Raw genomic sequence first — 24,385 nt, 5'->3', positions numbered from 1 at the left:
CGCCCCCGACAGGCCCCCGTGGCCGGGGTCACAGGCCGCCGTCCTGTGTGCGCCGCCACGGATCCGCCGCACGTTGACAGGCTGTCCACCAGATCCGAATACTGACTCGCGATTCAGTAACCCTCACCCGGGAGACCCCATGACCGCCCCTTTGATGTCGCTCGTCTGGACCGACCACATCACCGGCCGCCGGGGCTTCCTGGTCGTGGACCGGCTGGTGCGGGGCGTGGCCAGCGGCGGGTTGCGGATGCGGCCCGGCTGCACCCTGGAGGAGGTCACCGGACTCGCCCGGGGCATGACGATGAAGGAGGCCCTGCACTACGACCCCGAGGGCCGTTACGTCCCTCTCGGCGGCGCCAAGGGCGGCATCGACTGCGATCCGCAGGACCCCGGGGCGTACGGGCTGCTCGTGCGCTACCTGCGGGCCATGCGGCCGTACATCGAGAGCTTCTGGACCACCGGCGAGGATCTGGGCCTCACCCAGGACCTGGTGGACCGTGCGGCGGCGGAGGCGGGCCTGGTCTCCTCCGTGCAGGCCGTGTACCCGCTGCTGGACGACGAGGCGGCGGCCCGCAAGCGGCTCGCGGACGCCTTCGCCGTCGAGGTGGACGGCATCGGCCTGGACGAGCTGGCGGGCGGCTGCGGGGTCGCCGAGTCGGTGCTGGCCGCCCTGGACCGGGCATCGGTGTCATACCGCGGCACCCGGGTGGCCGTACAGGGCCTGGGCACGATGGGCGGGGCCACCGCCCGCTTCCTCGCGCGCGCGGGGCTCACCGTGGTGGCCGTGGCCGACGTCAAGGGGACCGTGGCCAACCCGGAGGGTCTCGACGTGGAGGCGTTGCTGGCCGCGCGGGACGCCTACGGAACGGTCGACCGCTCCGTGCTGCGCCCCGGCGACCGTGAACTGCCCGGTGACGCGTGGCTGTCCGCGGACGCGGAGGTGCTGGTGCCGGCCGCGGTGTCGTACGCGATCGGCACCGCCGAGCAGGAGCGGATCACCGCCCGCTGGATCGTCGAGGCGGCCAACATGCCCGTCCTGCCCGAGGCGGAGGCGCTGCTGGCCGCGCGCGGGGTGACCGTACTGCCGGACGTGGTGGTCAACTCAGCCACGAACGCCTGGTGGTGGTGGACCCTGTTCGGCGACATCGGCCCGGGCGCCGACGAGGCGTTCGCGCACATCCGCCGTTCGATGCGCGCCCTGGTCGATCTGATGCTCACGCGCGCCCAGACCGACGGTACGGCGCCGCGCGCCGCCGCCCACGCCCTGGTCGGCGATCGTCTGCCGGTGATCGCGGAGCGCTTCGGGTGGTACCGCTGACACCGGCCGGGCGCTTCTGGGCCCGCGGCACCCGAAGTGGCCGAGGGAGACCGGCCCTTTCGGTGCGGCCCTGAGCGACGGATTAGGGTGGCCGCGTGGCGAGAGTGCGGTTGAGTGTGGCCGAGCGGCGGGAGGAGCTGCTGCGGGCCGCCATCGAGCAGATCGAGGTGCGGGGCGTGGCGGCGGTGCGGATCGCCGACGTGGCCTCCGCGCTCGGCGTGAGCAACGCGCTGGTGCTGTATCACTTCTCGACCAAGGAGAAGCTGGTCGCCGAGGCCTTCACCTACGCGGCCGCGGACGACCTGGCCCATCTGCGGGGGCTGCTGGACCGGCGCACCTCCGCGCTGCGCCGGCTGCGGGCCGCCGTGCGCTGGTACGCGCCCACGGGTCAGGCCAAGGGCTGGCGGCTGTGGATCGAGGGCTGGGCGGTGGCGCTGCGCGAGCCCGCCCTGCGGCAGGTCACCCGCGACCTGGACCTGCAATGGAAGGCGGCGATCACCGAGGTCATCGCGGAGGGCGTGGCGGCGGGCGAGTTCGAGTGCGCCGACCCGGCGGGAGCGGCGCTGCGGCTCACCGCGCTCCTCGACGGTCTCGCGGTGCAGCTGACGTCGTACCCGGGCTCGGTGCCGCGGTCCCGGGCGCGGCAGTGGGCGGACGAGGCCCTGGCCCGGGAACTCGGGCTGGGCCGGGAGGCGTTGACCGAGCGGGAGCGCTGAGCCTGCGGCCGGCACGGTGGCACGGACGTGCCCCGCACCGCCGGGCTCGCGGTGCGGGGCACGGACGCCGGCCGTCACGCCACCGACGCGATCCGCATCTTGATGTCGTCCGGCGACAGGGTGCCCTTCGCCGTCACGTGATCCCCGGAGGACTCGCCGCGCAGCCGGCGGCCGATCCACGGGACGAGGTACTCGCGGGCCCAGTGGACGTCGTCGCGGCGGACCTCCAGGGTGCCCCGCGGCGGGAGCGGCGGCCAGGGCTGCTCCGGGTCGGCCGGGATCTGCAGGCCGAGGGCCTGTCCGGCGCGCAGTGCCACGCGCGTGTGCCCCTCGGGCGAGAGGTGGAGCCGGTCGCCGTCCCACGCCCTGCGGTCCTGGACGGACTTCAGGGACCACAGGTCGAGCACGGGGCACCCGTACCGGTCGGCGATGGCGCGGACGTGCCCGTTGTAGGTGGCGATCTTGCCGCGCAGATGCTTGAGCAGCGGGACGCCACGGGTGTCGAAGCCGGTCGTCACGAGCACGGTGCCCGCGACCTCGGTGAGCTGGGACACGGCCCGCTCGAAGCGCTCTGCCACCTCGTCCGGGTCGGTGCCGGGCCGGATGATGTCGTTGCCGCCCGCGCAGAAGGACACGAGGTCCGGGGCGAGTTCGACGGCCTTCGGGAGCTGGTCCGCCATGATCTGGTCGAGCAGCTTTCCGCGCACGGCCAGGTTGGTGTACGCGAAGTCGCCCTCGGGACGCCGGTCCGCGAGCAGTACCGCGAACCGGTCGGCCCAGCCCACGAACGCCCCGTCGGGGCCGGGATCGCCCACGCCCTCGGTGAAGCTGTCCCCCACCGCCACGTACGACCCGATCACTGATCTGTTGTCATTCTTCGAATCGTCTGCCACGTCGGACCATGATTCACCTTCGGATGTGACCTACGCGACCGTAGGCAGGGGTTGACGAACGGTGAGATGAGACACCCTTAAATCATTTGCCAATCCAGGAATAACGCGACGTTCGGACGCGTTGACGGTGCGCACACGCCGAAGGCCGGACCCGGGGAACCGGGTCCGGCCTTCGGCGGCTTGTCAGGGCAGGTGATTCTCGAGAGCGGGTCCCGCGGAGCGGGAGCCTCAGACGGCGACGCCGTGCGAGCGGAGGTAGGCGACCGGGTCGAGGTCCGAGCCGTAGTTCGGCGTGGTGCGGATCTCGAAGTGCAGATGCGGGCCGGTCACGTTGCCGGTTGCGCCGGAGAGGCCGATCTGCTGGCCCGCGGTCACGGTCTGGCCGGCCGAGACGGAGAGCTGCGAGAGGTGGCCGTACTGGGCGTAGTAGCCGTCGTTCAGCTTGATGACGACCTGGTTGCCGTACGCGCCGCCCCACCCGGCGGAGACGACGGTGCCGGCGGCGACGGCCTTGAGCGGGGTACCGGTCGGCACGACGAAGTCGACGCCGGTGTGGTAACCGCTGGACCACATGCTGCCGGCCACGTGGTACCCGGTGCCGATGGTGGCGCCGGTGACCGGGAGGGTGTAGCCGGCGGACGGCACGGAAGGTGCGGAGGGCGCGGCGGGTGCGGAGGGCGCGGCGGGTGCGGCGGGTGCGGCGGCGGCACCGGAGGCCTGGCCCGACTGGGACCGGGGCGGGGATGCCGGCGCCGGGGCGGAGGGCTCGGTGTGCGGCTGGGCGGCCTTCGCGCCGAGCGACAGCTTCAGACCCGGGTGGATCAGCGAGGGATCCTGGCCGACGGCCTGCCGGTTGTCGTCGTAGAGTCGCTGCCAGCCGCCGCTGACATGCTGCGCGCCGGCGATCTTCGCGAGCCAGTCGCCGGACTTCACCGTGTAGGTGCGCACACCCGAATTCCGCTGCGCGGCCGCCTTCTTCACGGCCGTCTTTACCACGGCCGGAAGGGACTGCACGACCTTTCCGGAAACGGACTGCGTGGTGGCGGCGTGCGCTCCGGTGGCCCCGAGGAGCGGCAGGGCCAGCGCGGCGCCACCGGTTCCGGCGACGGCGATCGAGCGGGTGAAACGCGGGGGCTTGGGACGGCGGTGCTTACCCTTCGCGGGCATGGCGCATTCCTCTCCGGCGCCTGCGAGGTGAGCTGACGGGTTCGGGCTGGAGCTGCCCGGCCGCGCGCTGCGCGGCTGCACCCCAGCCTGTCCCGGAGACCGGGACAGGCAGTCATACCTGGTGGGTCCCCCGCTCCTGCCGAACACGGGTGAAGTGTGTGGGGACTCCGGGCGGCGGCAGGATTCGGCGTTCCGACCGGATTGGTGGCGAACGTAAGCGAGCAAGACGGATTCGGACAAGCAGCTGGTTCCCGGCGCCACGGCTCCAAATGATCGAATTCGGAAATTCACGGTCACTCTCCGTGAATTCCGGAATCCTCACCCTTTTTAATTCCCTTCACCCTTACAGGAATTACGTGGACATGACGCGCGACACACGGTCACGAATATGACGCTCCTCACGCGCCGATCCCCACACCCCCTTACCTCAGAGCGAGTTGGAACGAAGGCTCCAATTCGGACAGATTACTCAGATGCGACGCAGCCGGAGAACCGTCGCATCCAGGTCGCCCCTCAGTCCGGTGCGCAGCCCGTGGTGCAGCAGGACCGCACCTCGGTGCACTTCGCCCGTTTCGCGGCATTCGTACGATGCTGTCGGGTCGAGTCCGCGCAGCCGCAGCGCCGGAACCGGCTCACCGTAGTGCTGCGCCTGGAGGCAGGCGAGGACCACGGCCTCGTCGCCGTGGACGTACTGGACGGCGCTCAGACCGCCCGTCGGCGGCCGCAGCCGGTACTGGTGGCCACGCTGGACCACCGGTCGGATCTCCTTGTAGAGGTCCACCCAGAGACGGGCCTCGGCCAGCTCTTCCCCGCTCCACTCGGTGAGGTCGCCGCCGACGCCGAGCACCCCGGCCATCGAGCTGACGAAGCGGAACCGCAACGAACTCTCCCGCCCGTTGAGCTGGGTGTTCGGGCTGTCGGTGACCCAGGCGGCCATGACCCGCGCCGGATGGATCTGACTGAAGCCGTGCTGGATGGAGAGCCGGTCGAGCGGGTCGGTGTTGTCGGAGGTCCACACCTGGTCGGTGCGGCTCATCACGCCGAGGTCGATCCGCCCCCCACCGCCCGAGCAGGACTCGAAGGCGACCGCGGGATGGGCTGCGCGCAGCCGGTCCAGCAGGGCGTACAGGGCGCGGACGTGGTCGACCCACAGGCGCTGCGGGTACGGCTCCCCGGGCCAGCCGGCGTCGGTGAAGCAGCGATTGAAGTCCCACTTCACATAGTCGATCGGGGCGCTCGACAGGAGGGTGTCCAGCTGCTCCCAGAGGTACTCCTGGACGTCCTCGCGGGCGAGGTTGAGAACGAGCTGATTGCGTAGCTCCGTCCGCTTTCGTCCAGTTTGGTATTGCACCCAGTCGGGGTGGGCACGGTAGAGGTCGCTGTCGGGGTTGACCATCTCGGGCTCGACCCAGATGCCGAACTGCATGCCGAGGCCGTGCACCTGGTCGGCGAGGGGCTTGAGGCCGTGCGGGAAGCGGTCGGGGTTGGGCGTCCAGTCGCCGAGGCCTGCCCGGTCACTGGTGCGGGCGCCGAACCAGCCGTCGTCCACGACGAACAGCTCGACGCCGATGCCGGCGGCCCGCCGGGCGAGGGCGGTCTGCTGCTCCTCGGAGATGTCGAAGTTGGTCGCCTCCCAGGAGTTGAACAGCACCGGCCGGTCCTGCTCCGCGTCCGGGATGACGTACGCCCGCTGGTAGGCGTGCCAGGTGCGGCTGGCCCCGCCGAAGCCGCCGTCGCTCCACAGGCCGGCGAAGACGGGACTGGCGTACGACTCCCCCGGCTCGAGCAGCAGCAGGCCGGATTCGTCGTATCCGGCGCCGCCCGTGATCTGCACCCGCGCGTCCGGGAGTTGGGCGACGGCGATCCGCCAGGACCCGGACCAGCCGAGCGCGCAGCCGTAGACCTCGCCGCGCTCCTCGGTCGCGTCGGTGTCCAGCGCGACCCAGGGCAGGTGCTGGTGGCCGGTGTGGCCGCGGCGGCTGCCGATGATCTTCTCGCCGTAGGCGAGGGGGGCGGTGGCCAGCAGCGACTCGGCGGCCCAGCGGCCGTGCAGCTGGGACAGCCGCCAGCCCTCGCGGTCGGGCAGGGTCCAGGTCGCGGCGTCGGCGCGCAGCAGCTCCACGCGCGCGTGCGAGCCGTTGTCCACGGTCACCCAGCGTTCCAAGACGTCCCCGCGCATCCGGTAGTGCAGGGTGACGGCGAGCCCGTCGTCGTCGAAGCACAGCCGCAGCTCGTCACCGTCGGCGCCGCCCACCGTGTCGGACGACACGAAGCGCCACTCGGTGCCGCGCCGCTCCTCGGTGCGCACCGACAGGGCCGGACGGACGAAGCGGGGGCCGCCCTCGACGGGGTACTCCTCACGGCCGTCGAGCGGGGACTCGAAGGGCCAGTAGGCAGGCAGCGGGCTCGCCGCCAGGGCCTCGGCGTCGGCGAGCACGATCCGTGGCCCCCAGTGCAGGTGCACCAGTTCGTCCGCCTCGGTGAGATGCAGCGCATAGCTGCTGCCGGGGCCCGACAGGAGCCATGTACGACCGTCATCGGCGATGTCCACCATCGAGACCTCACAGGTGCCAACAGATCCGCTCAAGTGCGAACATCATTAGGCCCCGCAGCCCCTGGTGGCAACGCCTGTGGACAACTCATTGCCCGAGGAAATCGATGTCGTATCGTCGACGGAGTGCCCGTCGACGAGCCGCGCCGGCGGGGCCGACCGGGAGGAGCCCCCGTGACGCAGCAGGTCCCCTCGACCGAGCCCGAGCTGGCCGGAGTGCGCAATTTCCGCGACGTGGGCGGACTGCCGACCGTGGACGGGCGGCGGGTGCGCCCCGGAGCGCTGTTCCGCAGCGGCCACCTCGCGCACGCCACCGAGGAGGACGCGGCCTTCCTCGCGTCCCTGGGCCTGCACACGATCTTCGACTTCCGCAACGCCGCCGACCAGAAGCTGGAGGGCCCGGACGTCGAGCTGCCCGGTGTGCGGAACGTGAACCTGCCGCTGAGCGACCCGGCGGACGGTGCCGAGTTCTGGCAGATGGTCCGCAACGGCGACATCGAGCAGCTGCGCGGCATCCTCGGGGACGGCAAGGCGGCGGCCCGGATGGTCGCCTCGTACCGGACGATCGTCAAGGAGCGCACCGCCGAGCACTCCCGGGTGCTGCACGCGATCGCCGAGGACAGCGTGCCCACGCTGATGCACTGCGCGGCGGGCAAGGACCGCGCGGGCATCTCCATAGCCGTCACGCTGCTGGCCGTGGGCGTGGAGCGCGACGCCGTCGTGGCCGACTACCTGGAGTCCAACGCCAAGCACCGGCGCTACAAGGTCCGTCGCAACGGCAGCCCGGACACCGCGTACACGCCCGAGGTGATGGAGCTGCTGAGTCCGCTCTTCGACGCCCGCGCCGAGTATCTCCAGGCGGCTTTCGCGAGTATCGAGGAGACGTGGGGCGGCACCGACGCCTACTTCGCGCAGGGTCTGGGGCTCACCCCGCAGACCCGGGAGCGGCTGCGGGAGCGTCTGCTGGACTGACGGCGGTCAGCCCTTGGCGCCCACCGAGAACAGCAGATAGAGGAATCCGGCGAACAGGTGGCCCACGGCGATGTAGATGATCAGCCGGATCCACAGCGAGCGGGGGAACTTCTCCTCGAAGTTGCTCATGGCAGCTCTCCAGTCAGCGGGCCCAGGCACAGCGTGGCCGTGGGGCTCTGCAGCAGGGTGTGAAGGAACAGCAGCTCCACGCCGTCGTGGTCCTCGGCGGCGAGGCGGTGCGGGGTGAGTGAGTCGAAGTGGGCGCTGTCGCCGGGCGCGAGCAGATGCGTGGTGTCGCCGAGGCGCAGCCTGAGCCGCCCCTTGAGGACGTGGAGCCACTCCTCGCCGGGGTGGACGCGCACGATGTCGCCCTGGGTGCCGTACGGCACCCGGACGCGCAGGGCCTGCATGGCGCGCCCCGGGGCTCCGGCCTGGAAGTAGGTCCAGCCGCCCGCGTGGGTCGGCTCCATGTCGGTGGCGCGCACGATGGCGTCCCGGTCGGCGACCGTCTCGCCGAGCAGCTCCGAGACGGTCGTACTGTAGATACGGGCGAGTGCGAGCAGCATCGGCAGCGAAGGCTGGCGCTGTCCGGTCTCCAGCCGGGACAGGTGGGCCGGCGAGAGCCCGGCCGACCGGGCCGCGGCCTCCAGGGTGAGACCGCTGCGTCGGCGCAGGTCACGCAGCTGCGGCGCCACGACGGACAGGTCGTCGCCGTGGCCCGCCGGTGGGGGGGCTTCTGAGGCGTTCATGCCTCCATTGAGCCGAATCATTGCCTCTGGGGCAAATTTATTGCCTCAGAGGCAAAAGATCAGCGGTTGGCCACCGCCTGCTTGATCAGGGTCTTGCCGAAGTCCCACATCAGGCCGCCGCCGCTGTGCGCGTCGTCCATCACCGCCGTGAAGGCGTCCACGAACCGGTCCACGTCGGCCTCGTTCACGACCAGCGGCGGGATGAGCTTGATGACCTCCAGGTGATCGCCGGAGACCTGGGTGAGGATCCGGTGGCGCTGGAGCAGCGGTACGACCACCATCTGCGCGAACAGGCCCTTGCGCGCGGCCTGGAGCATGGTCCAGCGGCCGCGCAGCTTCAGCGAGCTGGGCCTTCCGAACTCGATGCCGATCATCAGGCCCCGGCCGCGGACGTCGGCGAGCAGCTCGTACTTGTCGATCAGCGCGGTGAGCCGGGACTTCAGCACACCGCCCGTGGTGCGCACCCCGGCGACGATCTGCTCGTCCTCCATCACCGACAGCACGGCGAGGCCGGCCGCCATCGCCTGCGCATTGGACCCGAAACTCGCCGAGTGGACCAGGACACGGTCCATGGACGAGTAGACCTTCTTGAAGATCCAGTCCTTGCCCAGGGTCGCACCGACCGGGACGTAGCCGCCGGACAGCGCCTTGGCCACACACACCAGATCCGGTTCGACGCCGTCCTCGTGCTGGTAGGCGTAGAAGTCGCCGGTACGGCCGAGGCCGGTCTGCACCTCGTCGGCGATGAGCAGCGCCTTGTGCCGGTGCAGCAGGTCCTGCGCGGCGCGCAGATAGCCGGGCGGGGCCTCGTGGACGCCCTTGCCCTGGATCGGCTCCACGATCAGGGCGGCCACGTCACCCTTCTTCAGCTCCCGCGCGAGCGCGTCGAGATCGCCGAGAGGTACGGCGGTGTCGGGCAGCAGCGGGGCGAAGCCGTCGCGGAAGCCGTCCTCGCCGTTGACCGACAGGGAGCCGGTGGTCAGGCCGTGGAAGGCGTGGTCGCAGTAGAGGACGCGCGGTCTGCCGGTGGCGTACCGGGCGAACTTCAGGGCGGTCTCGACCGCTTCGGTGCCGCTGTTACCGAAGAACACCCGGTCCAGGTGCGGACTGTGGGTGAGCAGCCGCTCCGCGAGCAGGCCGGGCAGCGGCTGGCAGTCGAAGCGGGTGAGGTCGGCGAGGTTCAGGTCCAGCACGTCGTGCAGCGCCTGGCGGACGACCGGGTGGTGGCGGCCGAGCCCCATCACCCCGAACCCGGCGAGCATGTCCAGGTGGTCGTTGCCGTCCGCGTCGTAGAAGTGGGCGCCCTCGGCGCGCTCGTAGACCTTGTCGAAGCCGATGGTGTGCAGCATGCGCGGGAGCTGCGGGTTCAGGTACTTCGTGTGCAGCTCGTAGCGCTCGGCTCCGCGGTCGGCGAGGAGGGCGCCGAGGTCGAACTTCTTGGTCATTCAGCTTTCTCCTTGACTGTGCCCCCCGCGTCCTCGGCGGCGAAGTCCGCCTCCTCGACGGCGGGACCCGGGTCCCTGACGGCCAGGCTCGCGCCGATCCGCCCGGCGATCTCGACGGGCGTGAGGCCGATGTCGGCCAGCACCTCACCCCGCTTGGCGTGCGCGAGGAACTGCTCCGGGATGCCGAACCGGCGTACCGGCACGTCCACGTCGGCGTCGCCGAGGGCGAGCGCCACGGCCGAACCGACCCCGGCGGCCCGGCTGTTGTCCTCCACGACGGCCACCAGCCGGTGTGCGGCGGCCAGCCCCGGCAGCTCGGGGTCGACGGGCTTGACCCAACGGGGGTCGGCCACCGTGCAGCCGATGCCCCGCGCCGCCAGCAGTTCGGCGGCCTGCAGGCACACCGGCGCCATCACGCCGACGGCCACCAGCAGCACCTCGGGGTCTTCGCCGCGGTGCAGGACGTCCATGCCGCCGACGCGGTCGATCGCCGGGATCCGCGGGCCGACGGACTCCTTCGGGAAGCGGACCAGGGTGGGCGCGTCGTCCACGGCGACGGCCTCGCGCAACTGGGCGCGGAGCTGGTCGGCGTCGCGCGGCGCGGCGATCCTGAGGCCGGGGACGACCTGCAGCACGGACATGTCCCACATGCCGTTGTGCGACGCGCCGTCCACGCCGGTGACGCCGGCCCGGTCCAGCACGAAGGTCACCCCGCACCGGTGCAGGGCGACGTCCATCAGCAGCTGGTCGAAGGCGCGGTTGAGGAAGGTGGCGTAGACGGCGACGACCGGGTGCAGCCCGCCGGTGGCGAGACCGGCGGCGGAGACGGCCGCGTGCTGCTCGGCGATGCCCACGTCCCACACCCGGTCCGGGAAGCGCTCGGCGAACCGGCCGAGGCCCACCGGGTGCAGCATGGCCGCCGTGATCGCCACGACGTCCTCCCGCTCCTCCCCGATCCTGACGATCTCGTCGCCGAACACCGAGGTCCAGGAGGGCCCGCTGGACGGCGTGAGGGGCGCGCAGGTGAGCGGGTCCATCACGCCGACGGTGTGGAAGTGGTCCTCCTCGTGGGCGAGGGCGGGTTCGTAACCGCGCCCCTTCTCCGTGAGGCAGTGCACCAGGACGGGCCCGTGGAACCGTTTGGCCCGCCGCAGTGCCGACTCGACGGCCTTGATGTCGTGCCCGTCGATCGGACCGACGTACTTGAGGCCCAGGTCCTCGAACATGCCCTGCGGGGCGAAGGCGTCCTTGAAGCCCTTCTTCGCGCCGTGCAGGGACTCGTAGACGGTGGGGCCGACGACCGGGGTCCGCAGCAGGACGTCCTTGCCCCAGGCGAGGACCTTCTCGTAGCCGTCGGTGGTGCGCAGGGTGGCCAGGTGGTTGGCCAGGCCGCCGATGGTCGGGGCGTACGACCGCTCGTTGTCGTTCACGACGATGATCAGCGGCCGGTCCTTGGCGGCCGCGATGTTGTTCAGCGCCTCCCAGGCCATGCCACCGGTCAGCGCGCCGTCGCCGATGACCGCGACCACATGGCCCTTCTCCCCCTGCACCTGGTTGGCCTTGGCGAGACCGTCGGCCCAGCCGAGCGCGGTCGAGGCATGGCTGTTCTCGATGACGTCGTGCTCGGACTCCTCGCGCGAGGGATAGCCGGACAGGCCGCCCTTGCCGCGCAGCTTGGAGAAGTCCTGACGCCCGGTCAGCAGCTTGTGGACATAGCTCTGGTGGCCGGTGTCCCACAGGATGCGGTCGACCGGCGACTCGAAGACCCGGTGGAGCGCGATGGAGAGTTCCACCACTCCCAGGTTGGGCCCGAGGTGGCCGCCGGTTCTCGCCACCGCGTGCACCAGGAACTCACGGATTTCTTCGGACAGTTCACCGAGTTCCGCCTCGGACAGCGCCTTCAGGTCGCGTGGTCCCCTGATGCTCTCCAGAATCGTCACGCTGGGCCCCCTCTCGGTCCGTGCCGTGCTTCAACCCCAACTCACTTCGTCTGTTCGGCGAGCCTCATGGCCTCCTCGATGAGGGTCTCCACGATCTTGGACTCGGGGACGGTCCTGACGACCTCGCCCTTGACGAAGATCTGGCCCTTGCCGTTGCCCGAGGCAACCCCGAGGTCTGCCTCGCGGGCCTCGCCGGGACCGTTGACGACACAGCCCATCACCGCGACCCGCAGCGGCACGTCCATGCCGTCCAGCCCCGCCGTGACCTCGTCGGCCAGCCTGTACACGTCGACCTGGGCCCGCCCGCAGGACGGGCAGGAGACGATCTCCAGACCGCGCTGCTTGAGGTTCAGGGACTCCAGGATCTGGAGGCCGACCTTGACCTCCTCGGCCGGAGGCGCCGAGAGGGACACCCGGATGGTGTCGCCGATGCCCTGGCTGAGCAGCGCGCCGAAGGCGACCGCGGACTTGATCGTGCCCTGGAAGGCCGGGCCGGCCTCGGTGACCCCCAGGTGCAACGGGTAGTCGCAGCTCTCGGCGAGCAGCCGGTAGGCCTCGATCATCACGACCGGGTCGTTGTGCTTGACCGAGATCTTGATGTCGCGGAAGTCGTGCTCCTCGAAGAGCGACGCCTCCCACAGGGCGCTCTCGACCAGGGCCTCGGGGGTCGCCCTGCCGTACTTCTGGAGCAGGCGGCGGTCCAGGGAACCGGCGTTGACGCCGATCCGGATCGGGGTGCCGCGGTCCCTGGCCGCCCGCGCGATCTCCTTCACCTGGTCGTCGAACTGCTTGATGTTGCCCGGGTTCACCCGGACCGCCGCGCAGCCCGCCTCGATGGCCGCGAACACGTACTTCGGCTGGAAGTGGATGTCCGCGATCACCGGGATCTGCGACTTGCGGGCGATGGTCGCGAGAGCGTCCGCGTCGTCCTGCGTGGGGCAGGCGACGCGGACGATCTGACAGCCGGACGCGGTGAGTTCGGCTATCTGCTGCAGGGTGGCACCGATGTCCGACGTACGGGTCGTCGTCATCGACTGCACCGACACCGAGGCTCCGCCCCCGACCGCCACCGGACCGACATGGATCTGCCGCGACACGCGCCGCGGTGCGACCGGCCGGGCCGGTACCTCGGGTACGCCCAAGGGCACGGCGGTCACGGCGTCACTCCCGGTTTCCGGCGACGGTCTCGCGCATCGCCCGCAGCGACTCCTTCAGGGAGCCCATGGTGGCGAGGACGGCGGTGGGCTCGTAGCCGCAGTGCGCCATGCAGTTGGCACAGCGCGGGTCCTTGCCGCGGCCGTACTTGTCCCAGTCGGTCTCCTCGACGAGTTCGCGGTACGTCGGCACGTATCCGTCGCTCATCAGGTAGCAGGGGCGCTGCCAGCCGAAGAGCGAGTAGTTCGGGATCGCCCAGGCGGTGCACGGGAAGTCGACCCTGCCCTCGAGGAAGTCCAGGAAGAGCGGGGAGTGGTTGAGCCGCCAGCGCCTGCGGTTGCCGCCGGCGAAGGCCTTCCTGAACAGCTCCCGGGTCTGCTCGACGCCGAGGAAGTGCTCCTGGTCGGGCGCCTTCTCGTAGGCGTAGGCGGGCGAGATCATCATCTCGTCCACCTTCAGGTCGTCATTGAGGAAGTTGAGCACCTCGATGATCGTCTGCGGGGTGTCGGTGTTGAAGAAGGTCGAGTTGGTGGTCACCCGGAAGCCGCGCCGCTTGGCCTCCTTGATGGCTTCCACCGCCTCGTCGAACACGCCCTCCTTCGCGACGGACTCGTCGTGCCGCTCGCGCAGCCCGTCGATGTGCACCGCGAAGGCGAAGTAGGGCGAGGGCGTGAACTTGTCCATCTTCTTGCGCAGCAACATGGCGTTGGTGCACAGGAAGACGTATTTCCGCCTGGCCACCAGCTGGCGCACGATCTCGTCGATCTGAGGATGCATCAGCGGCTCGCCGCCGGCGATCGACACCATCGGCGCGCCGGACTCCAGCACCGCGCCCACGGCCTGGGCCACCGGCATGCGCTGCTTGAGCACACCCGCCGGGTGCTGGATCTTGCCGCAGCCCTCGCACTTGAGGTTGCAGGCGAACAGCGGTTCCAGCTCGACGATGAGCGGAAACTTGTCCCGCCTGCGGATCTTCTGTTCAGCCAGGTAAGTAGCGACCTTGATGGACTGACGCAGCGGCATGGCCATCTGGCTCACCTCCGGGGGAGCAACAAAGAACGGTGCCATTCGAAAAAAGCAGGAAGGACGGCACGAAGGACGCGGAAGGCTGATATTCCACCGCGCACTGTGCCGATCCGGACGAGTTCATGTTCTGGAGCGTCCACGACCACCCGTACGGCCGCAACCGGGCGCTCGCCCGCGCGGACGGCGCTCAGGAGTGTGGCCGCGGACTCCATGTCGACCGCGATCGCGCCGGTCGCGAGCAGGTCGGACCGCTCGTGGCCGCGGACGACATGGTCGGAGCCGGTGACCGGCCCGGTGTGGACGGTGCGCCCGGGCAGGATGCGCACGAGTTCGTTCACGAGCAGGTCGGTACCCACGCACGGGACGGTCCCGTGCGGGTCCCGGGTCTCCTCGGCGACGACCAGGTCGCCGGGGTGCATCCCGGGTGCGAGCCCGGCGCAGAAGCCGGTGGCCAGGACGGCCGTGCCGGCCCGCGCCGGGTCCGCGAGAAGCCGGGTGACGGACCGTTCCGCCGCCTTGGGGCCCATACCCGTACGGACGACGCTGAACGGTCCGTCGGCACCGCCCCGGTCGCCGGTGCGCAGGGCGAGGTGCTCGATGCCGAGCGCGCAGGCGATCAGCAGCGGGGCCGGGGCGGGCTGGGCGCTCATTCAGCTCCCCTTGACCTCGGAGAGCGGCTTCTTGATCTCGGAGAGCGGCTTCCTGGCCCTGGCGAGCGGCGGCCGCTCGAAGGGGTCGCCGTGCAGGTACCGGCCGAGCGCGGTGAGCGGGAAGACCTGCCGGTAGAGGTGGTAGTTGATGGAGAAGTCCCAGGGGAAGCCGGTGCCGGTGAAGTACGGCTCGTCCCAGGAGCCGTCCTCCCGCTGGGTCTCGGCCAGCCACCGGACACCGCGCTCGACGGCTTTGGAGTCCTGCTCCCCCGCCGCGAGCAGGGCCATCAGCGCCCACCCGGTCTGCGAGGCGGTGGAGGCTCCGCGGCCGCTCCACTCCTTGACGTACTTGTAGGAGCGCAGGTCCTCGCCCCAGCCGCCGTCGTCGTTCTGGACGCTCTCCAGCCAGGTCACCGCCCGCCGGATCGCCGGGTGGGAGCCGGGCAGTCCGGCCGCGGTCAGCGCGGGCACCACCGAGCCGGTGCCGTAGACGTAGTTGACGCCCCAGCGCCCGAACCACGAGCCGTCCGGCTCCTGTTCGGCGAGCAGCCACTCGATGCCGCGCCGGGTGCGCGGGTCGTGGGCGAGGCCCTCGGCGGCGAGCATCTCGACCACGTGCGCGGTGACGTCGGCGGAGGGCGGGTCGATGACCTCGCCGAAGTCGCAGAACGGCAGCCGGTTCGGGAACGGGCTGGTGTTGTCGACGTCGAAGGCGCCCCATGCGCCGTTCTTCGACTGCATCCCGAGGTTCCAGCGCACCGCGCGCCCGATCGCCCCGTCCACTCGGTCGGGGTCGTGATGCCTGACCCGGCGCAGCGCGAGAGCGACCTCGGCGGTGTCGTCGATGTCCGGGTAGTTGTCGTTGTGGAACTCGAACGCCCAGCCGCCGGGCGGCAGTCCGGGCCGTTTCACGGCCCAGTCACCGGGCCGGACGATCTCCTCGCCGAGCATCCAGTCGGCGGCCTTGACCAGTTGGGGGTGGTCGACGGGCAGTCCGGCGTCGGCCAGGGCGATGGTGGCGAGACAGGTGTCCCACACCGGGGACTGACAGGCCTCGATCATCCGGGCGCCGTCCTCGCGCCATACGGCGAAACGGTCCAGCGAGGCGAGGCCCTCGCGCATCACCGGGTGCTGGAGGTCGTAGCCGAGCAGGTACAGGGCGATGACCGAGTACACGGCCGGCGGCTGGATGCCGCCCCAGCAGCCGTCGTTCTCCTGGCGCTCGATGATCCAGCGGGCGGCGGAGTTCATCGCGGCCCTGCGCAGACGGCGCGGGGCGACCTTGCGCAACTGGTGCAGCGCCTTGTCCAGGCGCTGGAAGGCACCGTCCCAACTGGCCACGGGAGCCAGGGGCCCGGCCGGGTTGGGGTCGGCCGGGTCGGTGTGCAGCTCGTCCAGCGGGAAGGGCGCCGGGCGGACCGGCCGCTTGGCCGAGACGATGGTCAGCGGCACGATGGTCTGCCGGGCCCAGCAGCCGAAGTCGTAGATGTTGAGCGGCATCCAGCTGGGGAAGTAGATCAGCTCCGGCGGGAGTTCGGGCAGGTCCTCCCACTTCCACCAGCCGAACAGGGCCAGCCAGATCCGGGTGAACACCCGGGAGGCGGCGATCCCGCCTCGCTCGCGGATCCAGGCGGAGGCCTTCGCCATGTGCGGGGCGTCGGGCGCGTCGCCGGCCAGGCGGAGGGCGACGTACGCCTCGACCGTGGTGGACAGTTCACCGGGCCCGCCGTAGAAGGTGGCCCAGGTGCCGTCCTCGCGCTGCTCGCCGCGGATGAACAGGGCGGCGGCCTGTGTCGTCGCATCGTCGCGGATCCCCAGGAACTGACGGAGCAGCAGGTCCTCGGCGTCCATGGTGACGTTCGTCTCGAGGTCGCCCTTCCACCAGCCCTGGGCGTCCTGCCGTGCCAGCAGGAAGTCGGTGGCGCGCCGTGCGGCGCGTTCGGCGGCTTCTTGTACCCCGGTCGCCGCGGGGGTGGTGACGTCGGTTTCGCTGGCCGCGGCAGCGCGGGGCGGGATGGTCGCCCCGGTGCTTCCGTCGGTCGTCGCTGTCATGGCTTCCCCTTCGTGCAGTCGTGCGAGTCGTGCTGCTACGGGTCCGCCGTCGGCCGGTGTCCGTCGTCCCTCGACACCGGCCGGCGACTACGCGAGGGATATTCGACCGATAACGATCATCTCTTTCGTACGACGACGAAGTCGGCGAGTGCCGTGAAGGCGGCCCGCACCTGTTCGGGCATGTCGACGGTGTCGAGGGCTTCGATGGCGATGGTGTGCTGACGGCGCGCTTCCCCGGCCGTCCACTCGCGGCCGCCGGCCTCCTCGATGAGGGCCGCGCGGGCCGCGAACTCCTCCTCGGAGAAGTTCGCGAAGTCGCTGCTCTTGGCGTCGGCGGCGAGGATCTCGCCGAGCCGCTCGGAGGCGGAGCCGCCCGCGGCGAGCGCGGCCACCACCGGCAGGGACTTCTTGCGCTGGCGCAGGTCGCTCCAGGTCTGCTTGCCGGTGGACCCCGGGTCGCCCCAGATGCCGAGCAGGTCGTCGACGGCCTGGAAGGCGAGGCCGAGGTGGTAGCCGTACTTCTCCAGGGTGTCGGCGGTGCGGTCGTCGGCGCCGCCGAGCACCGCGCCGATGGAGCTGGACGCGGCGAGCAGGGCGCCGGTCTTGTTGCCCTCCATCTCCAGGCACTCCTCGACGCTGACGCGGTCGCGGTGCTCGTAGGAGATGTCCTGCGCCTGACCGTCGATCAGGGCGCGGCTGGCGGCGGTCAGGCGGCGGGTCGCGCGGCCGGCCTCGACGGTGCCGAGCTCCAGCAGGATCTCGTTGGCGAGGGCGAACAGGGCGTCACCGACCAGGATGGCCTGGGCGGGGCCGTGCACCTTCCAGACGGTGTCGCGGTGCCGACGCTGCTCGTCGCCGTCCATCAGGTCGTCGTGCAGCAGCGAGAAGTTGTGGACGAGTTCGACGGCGACGGCCCCGGGGACACCCACCTCGGGTGCGGCGCCGGTGACTTCGGCGGAGAGAACGGCCAGGGCGGGGCGCACGGCCTTGCCGCCGTCGCCGTCGGCCGGGTTGCCGGCCGCGTCGATCCAGCCGAAGTGGTAGGCGGCGACGGTGTCCATCGGAGGCGCCAGGCGGTCGACGGCCGCACGCAGGACCGGGGTGGCCAGGGTCCGGCCGCGCTCCAGAAGCGCGGTCACGTCCACCGCGGTCCTCCGAGCGGGCATCGGGGCCGGGGGCACAGTGGGCACAGTCTCTCCTCTTGTTGCGGTACCGGGGGTGCGGGGGCCTGCCGCGTCCTGATCGAGCGTCACGCCGCCTCCTCGAACTCGAAGAGTTGGCGGGGGCGGGGCCGGCCCAGGGCGCTCAGCGCGGCGTCGGCCGCGCTCACTCCACTGCGGACCGCACTTTCCATGGTCGCGGGCCACCCGGTGGCGGTCCACGCTCCGGCCAGGTACAGGCCGGGGGCCTTGGTGCGGGCGCCGGGCCGCAGCCGCCCGACGCCGGGGGTGGGAGCGAACGTCGCCGTGCGCTCCCGGGTCACGAAGAAGTCCTTCACCGCAGCGCCTCGGGTGCCCGGGACGAGGCGCTCCAGCTCGGGCAGATAGCGCTCGCGGAGCTCGGCGACCGGTGCGTCGATCTCGTCCTGCGCGGCGGACTGGGACAGCGCCAGGTACTGCCCCTCGGCGAGCCCGGACGCGTCCGTCCGGTCGAAGACCCACTGCACCGGGGTGCCGAGGGCGGCGAAGAAGGGCCGGGCGAGCACCTTGCGGTCGTAGACGACATGCACGTTGAGGATCGGCGCGGTGCCGATCCTGAGCAGTTGTTCGGGGGCGTCGAGGGCGCCGGGCGGCAGCAGGTCGTGCGTCTCGCGCTGGGGTACGGCGAGGACGACCGCGTCGGCCCGGAGCGTCTCGCCGGGAACCTGAACGCTCCAGGTCCCGTTTTCGTTGTTGGAGACGGAGGTGACGCGTGTACGGACTTCGGTACGGACGCCCGCGGAGTCGAGCGCCTTGCGGGCCAGCCGGTCGTGCAGTTCGCCCAGCGGCACATGGGCCCAGCCGATGTCGGCCGCGCCCGGGTCGGACAGCAGACCGGTCTTGAACACCATCGCGGCGAGCCCCAGCGAGGCGTCGCCCGCGACCGCGTTGAGGGTGGCGACCCCGACCAGGTCCCACAGGGCCTCGACGGCACGCGCCGACTGGCCGTGGGCGGCCAGCCAGCTGCCGAAGTCCTGGGTGTCCAGGGCCGGATCGGCGAGGTCGAGTCCCTTGAGCGCGAGCGCGGCACGCCCGACCGCGGCACGCTCGGCGAGCGACAGGTGCGGATAGGTGGCCAGGCTCCGGCCCAGATGCAGGGGTACGGGCAGGGCATCGCGCCGCAGCCTGCCCAGCCGCCGTCCCTCGGGCCGGTTCACGTCGAGTACGGGCACGTCGAGACGATCCTGCAGCGGTGCCAGCGCCGCGCCCTCGATGCGGTCGAGGAACCAGCGGTAGGCGGTGCAGCAGCGCAGGTACACGTGCTGGCCGTTGTCGACGGTCAGGTCGCCGCGCTGGAAGGAGAAGGCGAGGCCCCCCAGTCTCGGCCTGCCTTCGAGCAGGGTGACCCGGACGCCCGCGTCGGCGAGCGCGAGCGCAGCGGTGATCCCGGCGAGGCCGCCGCCGACCACGACGGCACTGCGCCCCGCCGGTGCCGGGGTGCCGGCGTGCGCCGCCGAGTCGTGTGCGCCGTCGCTCATCGTGCGTCCTTCCCTGCCTGCCGGGCGTGCTGGATGAACGGTGCACGCTCGGCCGTCGCAGTCAGGGACGCCACGCCGCAGCGGAGGGTTGCCCGCCGCATCGGACCGTCGGAGTCCGCCTGGTCCACAGAGTCCATCAGGCGCGCCTCCTGACGGTCCGCCGGGACACGTGCCGGGTGTCGAGCCCCGACAGTCCGCGTACGGCGACGTAGGCCTTCTCGCGCCCGGGCAGGGAGACCCGGCCGCGCAGCACGGCCTCCGGGTCGCGCTCGATGCGGTCGAGCAGGCGGCGGTAGATGCCGGCCATGGCGGCCACGCATGCGCCGCTGCGCCGGTCGAGCATGGGGAGGAGCCGGTAGCCCTCGGCGAAAAGGGCGCGGGCCCGCCGCACTTCGAAGTGCACGAGGCCCGCGAAGTCGGAGCCCTCCGGCGGGGTGGGGCCGTTGAAACCGGCCGAGCACCCGAATTTCGCGAGGTCGTCGGCGGGCAGATAGGTACGGCCGCCCTCGGCGTCCTCGCGGACGTCCCTGAGGATGTTGGTGAGCTGCAGCGCGAGACCGAGCGTGTCGGCGTACTCGGACGCGCGCTCGGCGCCGCGCGCCCCCGGTTCCGTGCCGAACACGCCGAGCGAGAGGCGGCCGATGGCGCCGGCCACGCAGCGGCAGTAGACCTTGAGGTCGTCCCAGGTCTCGTAGGTCTCCCCGCGCACGTCCATCTGGACGCCGTCGATCAGCTCGTCCAGCCCGCCGAGCGGGATCGGGAAGGCGTCGGAGGCATGGGTGAGGGCGACGGCCACCGGGTCGGTGTCGTCCTCCTCGACCTGGCCCGCCCGGACACGGTCGAGCAGCGCCCGGGTGTCCTCCAGGCGCGCGACCTTGACCTCGCCGGGCAGGTCGCCGTCGCCGATGTCGTCGACACGCCGGGAGAAGGCGTACAGCGCGGACATGGCGCGGCGCTTGGGCGTCGGCAGCAAGCGGATGCCGTACGCGAAGTTGCGGGCCTGCTGCCCGGTGACGGCCTCGCAGTAGCTGTAGGCGGCGAGTACCGGTGCGGACACGTGTGGCACAGAATCCACGGTCCGGATCACCCCTCTCCTCGCAGGGTCACGCCCACCTCACGCAGCAACTGGACCTTGCCGGGTCTGGGCGGGCCGGGAAGTACGTCGTATTCGGCGGCGGCGATCGCCCGGATCGCCGCCCTTCCCCCTGCCACGAACCCCGCGAGCAGCAGCTTCAACCTGCCGTTGACGCTACCCACCAAGGGGGCGCCTTCATTCAGCAGATCGCGGGCGCGTTGCGCTTCGTATGCAACCAGAGCGCGCAACGATGCGCCTGTGGTTTTCGTGGCGAGATCCGTTTCATGGATGTGGAAGCGCTTCATGTCCTCGGCGGGCAGATAGATCCGGTCACGGCCGAAGTCCTCGGCCACGTCCTGGAGGTGTTCCACGATCTGCAGTGCGGTGCAGATGGCGTCGGAGAGGCGGATCCGCTCGGGGGTCGAGGTACCGGTGACGGCGAGGACGAGGCGGCCGACGGGGTTGGCGGACAGCTCGCAGTAGGCGAGGAGGTCGTCGTAGGTCTCGTACCGGGCGACCAGCTGGTCCTGGCGGTTGGCGGCGATCAGGCCGAGGAAGGGCTCGGGGGTGAGGGCGCGGCGGCGGACGGTGGGCTGCAGACGGCGGAGCAGGGGGTGGCGGGGCGTGCCGTCGAAGACACGCCGCAGGTCGGCCTCGAAGGCGTCGAGGAGGGCCAGTCGGTCCTCGGCCTCGGCTGCCGTCACACCCAGGACGCGCGCGTCGGCTCCACCGGGGGCGAGGTCGCCGTCGCCGATGTCGTCCACCAGGCGGGCGAAGCCGTACACGGCCATGAGGTCGGCGCGCCAGGCCCGGGGCAGGAAAAAGGGGGCCACGGGGAAGTTCTCGCTCGCAGCCTTGTCCAGCGTGGCGCGCTCCAGTTCCGGCGCCGTGTCGGTTCCCGTCACCGCGCGCTGCCCGGGGCGGGGACGGCACATGCTGCGTTGAGCTGGGGAGTTTCCGTAGCCATTGCCGTCACATCTCCCGTTCTACACTGCCGATCCGATACACACTATTTCGGACACGCCGCCCGGCCCTCCGCGGGGCTGCCGCCGGGAGGGTGTCGCGCATTATGGCCCTACTTGCCGCTTTCCGGCACCCGTACAGCTTACGTTGTACAACGCGGCACAGTCCGCCGGGGTGTCCTGCACATCACAACAACACACCGATTGGCGTCAAGATTCCTAAGGGCGCCGGGAGTTGACGTTTCCTTTGCAGACGCAGGGCCCCACCGGACGGTTGCCGACGGGGCCCTGGCCGAAACGGCTCAACGGGTCACTTGCCCGTGAATTTCTCGTACTCCTTGAGGACCTCTTCGGTCGGCCCGTCCATGCGCAGTTCGCCGCGCTCGAGCCACAGGACACGGTTGCAGGTGTCGCGGATGGACTTGTTGTTGTGACTGACCAGAAACACCGTGCCGGCCTCCTTGCGCAGTTTCCGGATGCGCTCCTCGGAGCGCTTCTGGAACTTGCGGTCACCGGTGGCCAGCGCCTCGTCGATCATGAGGACGTCGTGGTCCTTGGCGGCGGCGATGGAGAAGCGCAGCCGGGCCGCCATGCCGGAGGAGTAGGTGCGCATCGGCAGGGTGATGAAGTCGCCCTTCTCGTTGATGCCCGAGAAGTCGACGATCTCCTGGTAGCGCTCCTTGACCTGCTCGCGGGACATGCCCATGGCGAGACCGCCGAGGATCACGTTGCGCTCGCCGGTGAGGTCGTTCATCAGGGCCGCGTTCACGCCGAGCAACGAGGGCTGGCCGTCGGTGTAGACCTTGCCCTTCTCGGCGGGCAGCAGACCGGCGATGGCGCGCAGCAGGGTGGACTTGCCCGAGCCGTTGGAGCCGATCAGGCCGATGGCCTCACCTCGGTAGGCGACGAAGGAGACGCCTCGCACGGCGTGCACCTTGCGCACGCCCCGCTCCTCGCCGCGCTTGATTATGCGGCTCAGGGCGGCCGTCGCACTGCCCTTGCCAGTCTTCGCACCGTTGACCCGGTAGACGATGTGCAGGTCGTCCGCGATGACCGTCGGGCGCCGGTCGGCGCTTTCCTGGGTGTTCTGCTCAGCCACGGCCGTACCTCTCCTCCGCCTTCCAGAAGTACACGAACCCGCCGGCGAAGGCGACCACGGCCCAGAACAGGGCGATGACCCACACGTGCGGCGGCAGGTTCGAGGCGCCGTACCCGTCGATCAGCGCGAAACGCATCAGGTCCATGTAGACGGCGGCCGGGTTCACCTGGAGCAGGCGGACCACCCACTCGGAACGGCCCTCCATCATCTTGCTGATGGAGAACATGACGCCGGAGGCGTACATCCAGGTCCGCAGGATGAACGGCATCAGCTGGGCGAGGTCAGGCGTCTTGGCGCCCATGCGCGCCACGATCAGCGCGAGCCCGGTGTTGAACAGGAACTGCAGCACCAGCACCGGCACGATCAGCAGCCAGGACAGGCTCGGGTAGCTGCCGAAGCCGATCGCCACGAGGAACATCACGATCATCGAGAAGAGCAGCTGCTGCAGCTGCTGCAGCGAGAAGGAGACGGGCAGCGAGGCCCGCGGGAAGTGCAGGGCGCGCACCAGGCCCAGGTTGCCGGCGATCGCGCGGACGCCCGACATGATCGAGCTCTGGGTGAAGGTGAAGACGAACACGCCCGTCACCAGGAACGGGATGTACACGTCCTTGGACATGCCCCGGCTCGCGTGCAGGATGACGCCGAAGATGAAGTAGTAGACCGCCGCGTTCAGCAGCGGGGTCGCCACCTGCCACAGCTGGCCGAGCTTGGCCTGGCTGTACTGCGCGGTCAGCTTCGCCTGCGAGAAGGCGAGGATGAAGTGGCGCCGCCCCCACAGCTGCCGGACGTACTCGGTGAGCGAGGGCCGGGCACCGCTCACGGCGAGCCCGTACTTGGCGGCGAGCTGGGCCGCCGTCAGTCCCTCGTCGGGCGACGGGGCCGCGGTCACCGCGACACCGCCGTCGTGCGTTGTCTCACTCACAGGTGGAAGCTTTCGTCTTCTAGTGCGTCGGGTTCGTCGGGACCGTCGTGGCCGGCGTGGTGCGTCGTGCTCGCGCCGTCCGGCTGCGTCGGATCCGGCTTCGGGCGCGCCTCGGGGCGCGGCCCGCACGGTCGAGCTTGTCAGATGACGGGGGGCCGGCCCAGTCGTGTGAGCCGCCACACCGTGCGCCACCGCATCGGGCGGCGGGGGCCGCACGGGGAGGTCCAGCCCTCCTTGAAGCCGCCGAACCAGGCCTTCAGGGCCGGTCCCGAGGGGCGGCGCAGCAGGGTGAGCAGCAGCCAGACCCCGAGGTAGACCGGGACCAGGAGCGCGGGCAGATTGCGCCGGGCCAGCCAGACGCGGTTGCGGGCGACCATGCGGTGGTACACCGCGTGCCGCGAGGGCGCGGTCGTCGGGTGGTACAGCACCATGTCGGACCGGTAGTCGATCATCCAGCCGGCGTCGAGGGCCCGCCAGGCCAGGTCGGTCTCCTCGTGGGCGTAGAAGAACTCGTCCGGGAGGACGCCGGCCTCGGCGAAGACCCGGGTGCGGACCGCGTTGGCGCCGCCGAGGAAGGTGGTGACCCGGGAGGAGCGCATCGGGTCGGAGGCGCGCAGCCGCGGGACGTGCCGGCGCTGGGTCTCGCCCGTGTCCGGGTCGGCGATGCGGAAGCTGACGATGCCGAGCTTCGGGTCGGCGTCGAACGCCTGGCGGCACAGCTCGGCGGTGTCGTGGCGGGCGAGCAGGCCGTCGTCGTCGAGGAAGAGGAGTATGTCGACGTCGCGGCCGCCGGGTCCGAAGGCCTCTATGCCGACGTTGCGGCCGCCGGGGATGCCCAGGTTCTCGGGCAGCTCCATGGTCCGTACGCCCTCGGGGACGTCCGGGACGGGCGAGCCGTTGCCGACGACGACGACCTCGACCCGGTCGCCGTCCTGCTTGGCGACCGAGTCGAGCAGAGCACGCAGTTCCTCGGGCCGGTTGCCCATGGTGATGATGACCGCGCCGACCTTCATGCC

22 protein-coding genes and 1 riboswitch are annotated in these 24,385 nt (G+C 70.9%); of the genes, 3 read left to right on the top strand and 19 right to left on the bottom strand.

The window, feature by feature from the left end:
- The first annotated feature begins 139 nt into the window (after nucleotides 1–139).
- The gene (locus AC07DS_RS27695) at nucleotides 140–1,318 is read left to right on the top strand and encodes a glutamate dehydrogenase (protein WP_479149506.1); all 1,179 of its coding nucleotides are present in this window, start codon (nucleotides 140–142) and stop codon (nucleotides 1,316–1,318) included.
- Nucleotides 1,319–1,413: 95 nt separating this feature from the next.
- Nucleotides 1,414–2,034 (top strand): TetR/AcrR family transcriptional regulator, encoded by a 621-nt coding sequence (locus AC07DS_RS27690; protein WP_479149504.1) that lies wholly within the window; start codon nucleotides 1,414–1,416, stop codon nucleotides 2,032–2,034.
- Nucleotides 2,035–2,108: 74 nt separating this feature from the next.
- Here AC07DS_RS27690 and AC07DS_RS27685 read toward each other — a convergent pair whose 3' ends face one another.
- The 3 genes from AC07DS_RS27685 to AC07DS_RS27675 form a co-directional block, all read right to left on the bottom strand.
- A complete protein-coding gene (locus tag AC07DS_RS27685; RefSeq protein WP_145877926.1) occupies nucleotides 2,109–2,894 on the bottom strand; it encodes an SGNH/GDSL hydrolase family protein in 786 nt (261 codons plus the stop codon).
- Between the two features lie 261 nt (nucleotides 2,895–3,155).
- A complete protein-coding gene (locus AC07DS_RS27680; protein WP_479149502.1) occupies nucleotides 3,156–4,094 on the bottom strand; it encodes a M23 family metallopeptidase in 939 nt (312 codons plus the stop codon).
- Nucleotides 4,095–4,098: 4 nt separating this feature from the next.
- Nucleotides 4,099–4,261, bottom strand: a riboswitch (cyclic di-AMP (ydaO/yuaA leader).
- A gap of 302 nt (nucleotides 4,262–4,563) precedes the next feature.
- Nucleotides 4,564–6,648 carry an alpha-galactosidase gene (locus AC07DS_RS27675; protein WP_479149703.1) on the bottom strand — a complete coding sequence of 695 codons (2,085 nt, stop codon included), beginning with the start codon at nucleotides 6,646–6,648 and terminating at the stop codon, nucleotides 4,564–4,566.
- A 171-nt stretch (nucleotides 6,649–6,819) separates the two neighbouring features.
- Here AC07DS_RS27675 and AC07DS_RS27670 point away from each other — a divergent pair, with 171 nt between their 5' ends.
- A complete protein-coding gene (locus tag AC07DS_RS27670) occupies nucleotides 6,820–7,617 on the top strand; it encodes a tyrosine-protein phosphatase (protein WP_479149500.1) in 798 nt (265 codons plus the stop codon).
- A 6-nt stretch (nucleotides 7,618–7,623) separates the two neighbouring features.
- On the opposite strand, the gene AC07DS_RS27665 is transcribed toward AC07DS_RS27670, so the two are convergent.
- The 16 genes from AC07DS_RS27665 to AC07DS_RS27590 form a co-directional block, all read right to left on the bottom strand.
- Nucleotides 7,624–7,746: a DUF6126 family protein gene (locus tag AC07DS_RS27665; RefSeq protein WP_479149499.1), complete on the bottom strand. Its 123-nt coding sequence runs from the start codon at nucleotides 7,744–7,746 to the stop codon at nucleotides 7,624–7,626.
- Nucleotides 7,743–8,366: a helix-turn-helix domain-containing protein gene (locus AC07DS_RS27660; protein ID WP_479149497.1), complete on the bottom strand. Its 624-nt coding sequence runs from the start codon at nucleotides 8,364–8,366 to the stop codon at nucleotides 7,743–7,745. The genes AC07DS_RS27665 and AC07DS_RS27660 overlap by 4 nt, the downstream gene beginning before the upstream one ends.
- Nucleotides 8,367–8,425: 59 nt before the next feature.
- The gene (locus tag AC07DS_RS27655; protein WP_479149495.1) at nucleotides 8,426–9,811 is read right to left on the bottom strand and encodes an aspartate aminotransferase family protein; all 1,386 of its coding nucleotides are present in this window, start codon (nucleotides 9,809–9,811) and stop codon (nucleotides 8,426–8,428) included.
- Nucleotides 9,808–11,751 (bottom strand): 1-deoxy-D-xylulose-5-phosphate synthase, encoded by a 1,944-nt coding sequence (gene dxs, locus AC07DS_RS27650; RefSeq protein WP_479149493.1) that lies wholly within the window; start codon nucleotides 11,749–11,751, stop codon nucleotides 9,808–9,810. Before dxs ends, AC07DS_RS27655 begins: the two co-directional genes overlap by 4 nt.
- 41 nt (nucleotides 11,752–11,792) lie before the next feature.
- The gene (gene ispG / locus AC07DS_RS27645; RefSeq protein ID WP_479149491.1) at nucleotides 11,793–12,908 is read right to left on the bottom strand and encodes a flavodoxin-dependent (E)-4-hydroxy-3-methylbut-2-enyl-diphosphate synthase; all 1,116 of its coding nucleotides are present in this window, start codon (nucleotides 12,906–12,908) and stop codon (nucleotides 11,793–11,795) included.
- Between the two features lie 4 nt (nucleotides 12,909–12,912).
- Nucleotides 12,913–13,935 (bottom strand): adenosyl-hopene transferase HpnH, encoded by a 1,023-nt coding sequence (gene hpnH, locus AC07DS_RS27640; protein ID WP_479149489.1) that lies wholly within the window; start codon nucleotides 13,933–13,935, stop codon nucleotides 12,913–12,915.
- 5 nt (nucleotides 13,936–13,940) lie between these two features.
- Complete coding sequence (locus AC07DS_RS27635; protein WP_479149487.1) at nucleotides 13,941–14,582, bottom strand: phosphorylase family protein; 642 nt, start codon at nucleotides 14,580–14,582, stop codon at nucleotides 13,941–13,943.
- Nucleotides 14,583–16,634: a squalene--hopene cyclase gene (gene shc, locus AC07DS_RS27630; protein WP_479149485.1), complete on the bottom strand. Its 2,052-nt coding sequence runs from the start codon at nucleotides 16,632–16,634 to the stop codon at nucleotides 14,583–14,585.
- Between the two features lie 116 nt (nucleotides 16,635–16,750).
- Nucleotides 16,751–17,815, bottom strand: a complete 1,065-nt coding sequence (locus AC07DS_RS27625; protein WP_479149701.1) for a polyprenyl synthetase family protein — start codon at nucleotides 17,813–17,815, stop codon at nucleotides 16,751–16,753.
- 68 nt (nucleotides 17,816–17,883) lie between these two features.
- Entirely contained in the window at nucleotides 17,884–19,311 is a 1,428-nt protein-coding gene (hpnE, locus tag AC07DS_RS27620) for a hydroxysqualene dehydroxylase HpnE (protein ID WP_479149484.1), read from the bottom strand.
- On the bottom strand, nucleotides 19,308–19,412 hold the full coding sequence (locus tag AC07DS_RS27615) for a DUF6380 family protein (RefSeq protein ID WP_479149699.1): 105 nt from the start codon (nucleotides 19,410–19,412) through the stop codon (nucleotides 19,308–19,310). Before AC07DS_RS27615 ends, hpnE begins: the two co-directional genes overlap by 4 nt.
- A gap of 35 nt (nucleotides 19,413–19,447) precedes the next feature.
- Nucleotides 19,448–20,398: a presqualene diphosphate synthase HpnD gene (gene hpnD / locus AC07DS_RS27610; RefSeq protein WP_186581415.1), complete on the bottom strand. Its 951-nt coding sequence runs from the start codon at nucleotides 20,396–20,398 to the stop codon at nucleotides 19,448–19,450.
- On the bottom strand, nucleotides 20,395–21,321 hold the full coding sequence (hpnC, locus tag AC07DS_RS27605) for a squalene synthase HpnC (protein ID WP_479149482.1): 927 nt from the start codon (nucleotides 21,319–21,321) through the stop codon (nucleotides 20,395–20,397). Before hpnC ends, hpnD begins: the two co-directional genes overlap by 4 nt.
- 337 nt (nucleotides 21,322–21,658) lie before the next feature.
- Nucleotides 21,659–22,447 (bottom strand): ABC transporter ATP-binding protein, encoded by a 789-nt coding sequence (locus AC07DS_RS27600; RefSeq protein ID WP_479149480.1) that lies wholly within the window; start codon nucleotides 22,445–22,447, stop codon nucleotides 21,659–21,661.
- Nucleotides 22,440–23,369, bottom strand: coding sequence for an ABC transporter permease (locus AC07DS_RS27595; RefSeq protein WP_145877654.1), 930 nt, complete (start codon nucleotides 23,367–23,369; stop codon nucleotides 22,440–22,442). The genes AC07DS_RS27600 and AC07DS_RS27595 overlap by 8 nt, the downstream gene beginning before the upstream one ends.
- 140 nt (nucleotides 23,370–23,509) lie before the next feature.
- Nucleotides 23,510–24,382 carry a glycosyltransferase family 2 protein gene (locus AC07DS_RS27590; protein WP_479149478.1) on the bottom strand — a complete coding sequence of 291 codons (873 nt, stop codon included), beginning with the start codon at nucleotides 24,380–24,382 and terminating at the stop codon, nucleotides 23,510–23,512.
- Between the last annotated feature and the right edge of the window lie 3 nt (nucleotides 24,383–24,385).

Source organism: Streptomyces sp. NPDC044064 (assembly GCF_056434245.1).
The sequence above is the reverse complement of the archived record's forward strand: the minus strand, read 5'-3'. Positions and strand labels throughout refer to the sequence as shown.

Excerpts from the sequence above, each read along its gene's own strand:
- AC07DS_RS27660 (WP_479149497.1), bottom strand. The coding sequence starts at position 8,366 with ATGAACGCCTCAGAAGCCCCCCCACCGGCGGGCCACGGCGACGACCTG.
- AC07DS_RS27665 (WP_479149499.1), bottom strand. The coding sequence starts at position 7,746 with ATGAGCAACTTCGAGGAGAAGTTCCCCCGCTCGCTGTGGATCCGGCTG.
- AC07DS_RS27590 (WP_479149478.1), bottom strand. The coding sequence starts at position 24,382 with ATGAAGGTCGGCGCGGTCATCATCACCATGGGCAACCGGCCCGAGGAA.
- AC07DS_RS27675 (WP_479149703.1), bottom strand. The coding sequence starts at position 6,648 with ATGGTGGACATCGCCGATGACGGTCGTACATGGCTCCTGTCGGGCCCC.
- hpnE (WP_479149484.1), bottom strand. The coding sequence starts at position 19,311 with ATGAGCGACGGCGCACACGACTCGGCGGCGCACGCCGGCACCCCGGCA.
- hpnC (WP_479149482.1), bottom strand. The coding sequence starts at position 21,321 with ATGTGCCGTCCCCGCCCCGGGCAGCGCGCGGTGACGGGAACCGACACG.
- shc (WP_479149485.1), bottom strand. The coding sequence starts at position 16,634 with ATGACAGCGACGACCGACGGAAGCACCGGGGCGACCATCCCGCCCCGC.
- hpnH (WP_479149489.1), bottom strand. The coding sequence starts at position 13,935 with ATGGCCATGCCGCTGCGTCAGTCCATCAAGGTCGCTACTTACCTGGCT.
- AC07DS_RS27695 (WP_479149506.1), top strand. The coding sequence starts at position 140 with ATGACCGCCCCTTTGATGTCGCTCGTCTGGACCGACCACATCACCGGC.
- AC07DS_RS27615 (WP_479149699.1), bottom strand. The coding sequence starts at position 19,412 with ATGCGGCGGGCAACCCTCCGCTGCGGCGTGGCGTCCCTGACTGCGACG.
- AC07DS_RS27655 (WP_479149495.1), bottom strand. The coding sequence starts at position 9,811 with ATGACCAAGAAGTTCGACCTCGGCGCCCTCCTCGCCGACCGCGGAGCC.
- AC07DS_RS27635 (WP_479149487.1), bottom strand. The coding sequence starts at position 14,582 with ATGAGCGCCCAGCCCGCCCCGGCCCCGCTGCTGATCGCCTGCGCGCTC.
- AC07DS_RS27680 (WP_479149502.1), bottom strand. The coding sequence starts at position 4,094 with ATGCCCGCGAAGGGTAAGCACCGCCGTCCCAAGCCCCCGCGTTTCACC.